Below are 969 nucleotides of genomic sequence, written 5' to 3'. Positions count from 1 at the left end.
CCACGATGTAAAGTAATCATATTTTTCATGTGAGAGAAGACACCACCTTCGAGTGCATTTGTTGTATTTGAGATAGATAAATGTTTATACTTTTTGTATGTAAAAAGGTAAGGTAAATTTGTTCGTAAGCTTCTATATGCTGCTCGGATTCTAGGGTGAGTATAATGAAGTTCACCAGTAGTATTTGATACTGTTTTCTCTTCTAAAAAATCTTTATATACTTCATACCATTCATCCAGTTTTAGAGTGAAGTTTTTCTCTGTAGTTTGAGTTAATCGTGAAACTATTTTCTTGAGATCTTTACTAGCTTGTAGTTTTGGCCTCATTGTTAAATATCGCTGTACAATTTTCTTCTGATGGAAGTGACACATTTGTATTGGAATATCTTTAAAGGCTTTGTATAAGCCTCTTTTGCCATCTAAAGTAGCACTTGTGATTGTATATCCGCGTGCCAATAGCTCTTCTTTTAAATATCGGTAGTCCTGAACTATTTCACTTTGAATATGCTTCCAAATGAGTATCTCTTTTGACGCGTTGTCTTTAAAAACTAAAGTGCCTAATTTGTCCTTTCTTTTTCCATAAAAAGTAGCATCGCAAATAAGATTTACAGCTCTTGGGTTATGTACTTTGCATTCGACAAGATACTCGTCTCTTTGCTTCATAATCCACGGTATAGATTTTTTATATTTTGCTGATAATTGTTTGAGAGTTTGACGGTGTAAAAAGTATTCTTCGAAGATTATTTTTTGGAGCTGTTCTGGACGCCTATTTGAACTAAATGATTTGTTACAGTCCTTGCAAAAATATCGTTTAATTCCTCTTCTTATACCCTTAGAAATAACATTTTTAGATTGACAATTTATACATATTTTAGAGCTTTTTTACAATCATTTGTAAATAAACCTTTGTTTACTCCCAATATACCATACTTTAAGAGGTGTTTTAAGCACCCGTTTTTTTAATTAAGTC

At 32.0% G+C, this 969-nt stretch carries 1 protein-coding gene; it reads right to left on the bottom strand.

Annotated elements, in window-relative coordinates; genetic code table 11:
* On the bottom strand, positions 1-662 hold a 662-nt coding region (locus tag MNY27_RS10905), incomplete at its 3' end, for a transposase (RefSeq protein ID WP_346392348.1).
* Positions 663-969 lie beyond the last annotated feature (307 nt).

This window comes from Sulfurimonas sp. NWX79 (assembly GCF_039667035.1).
GTDB lineage: Bacteria > Campylobacterota > Campylobacteria > Campylobacterales > Sulfurimonadaceae > Sulfurimonas > Sulfurimonas indica.
The sequence above is the reverse complement of the archived record's forward strand: the minus strand, read 5'-3'. Positions and strand labels throughout refer to the sequence as shown.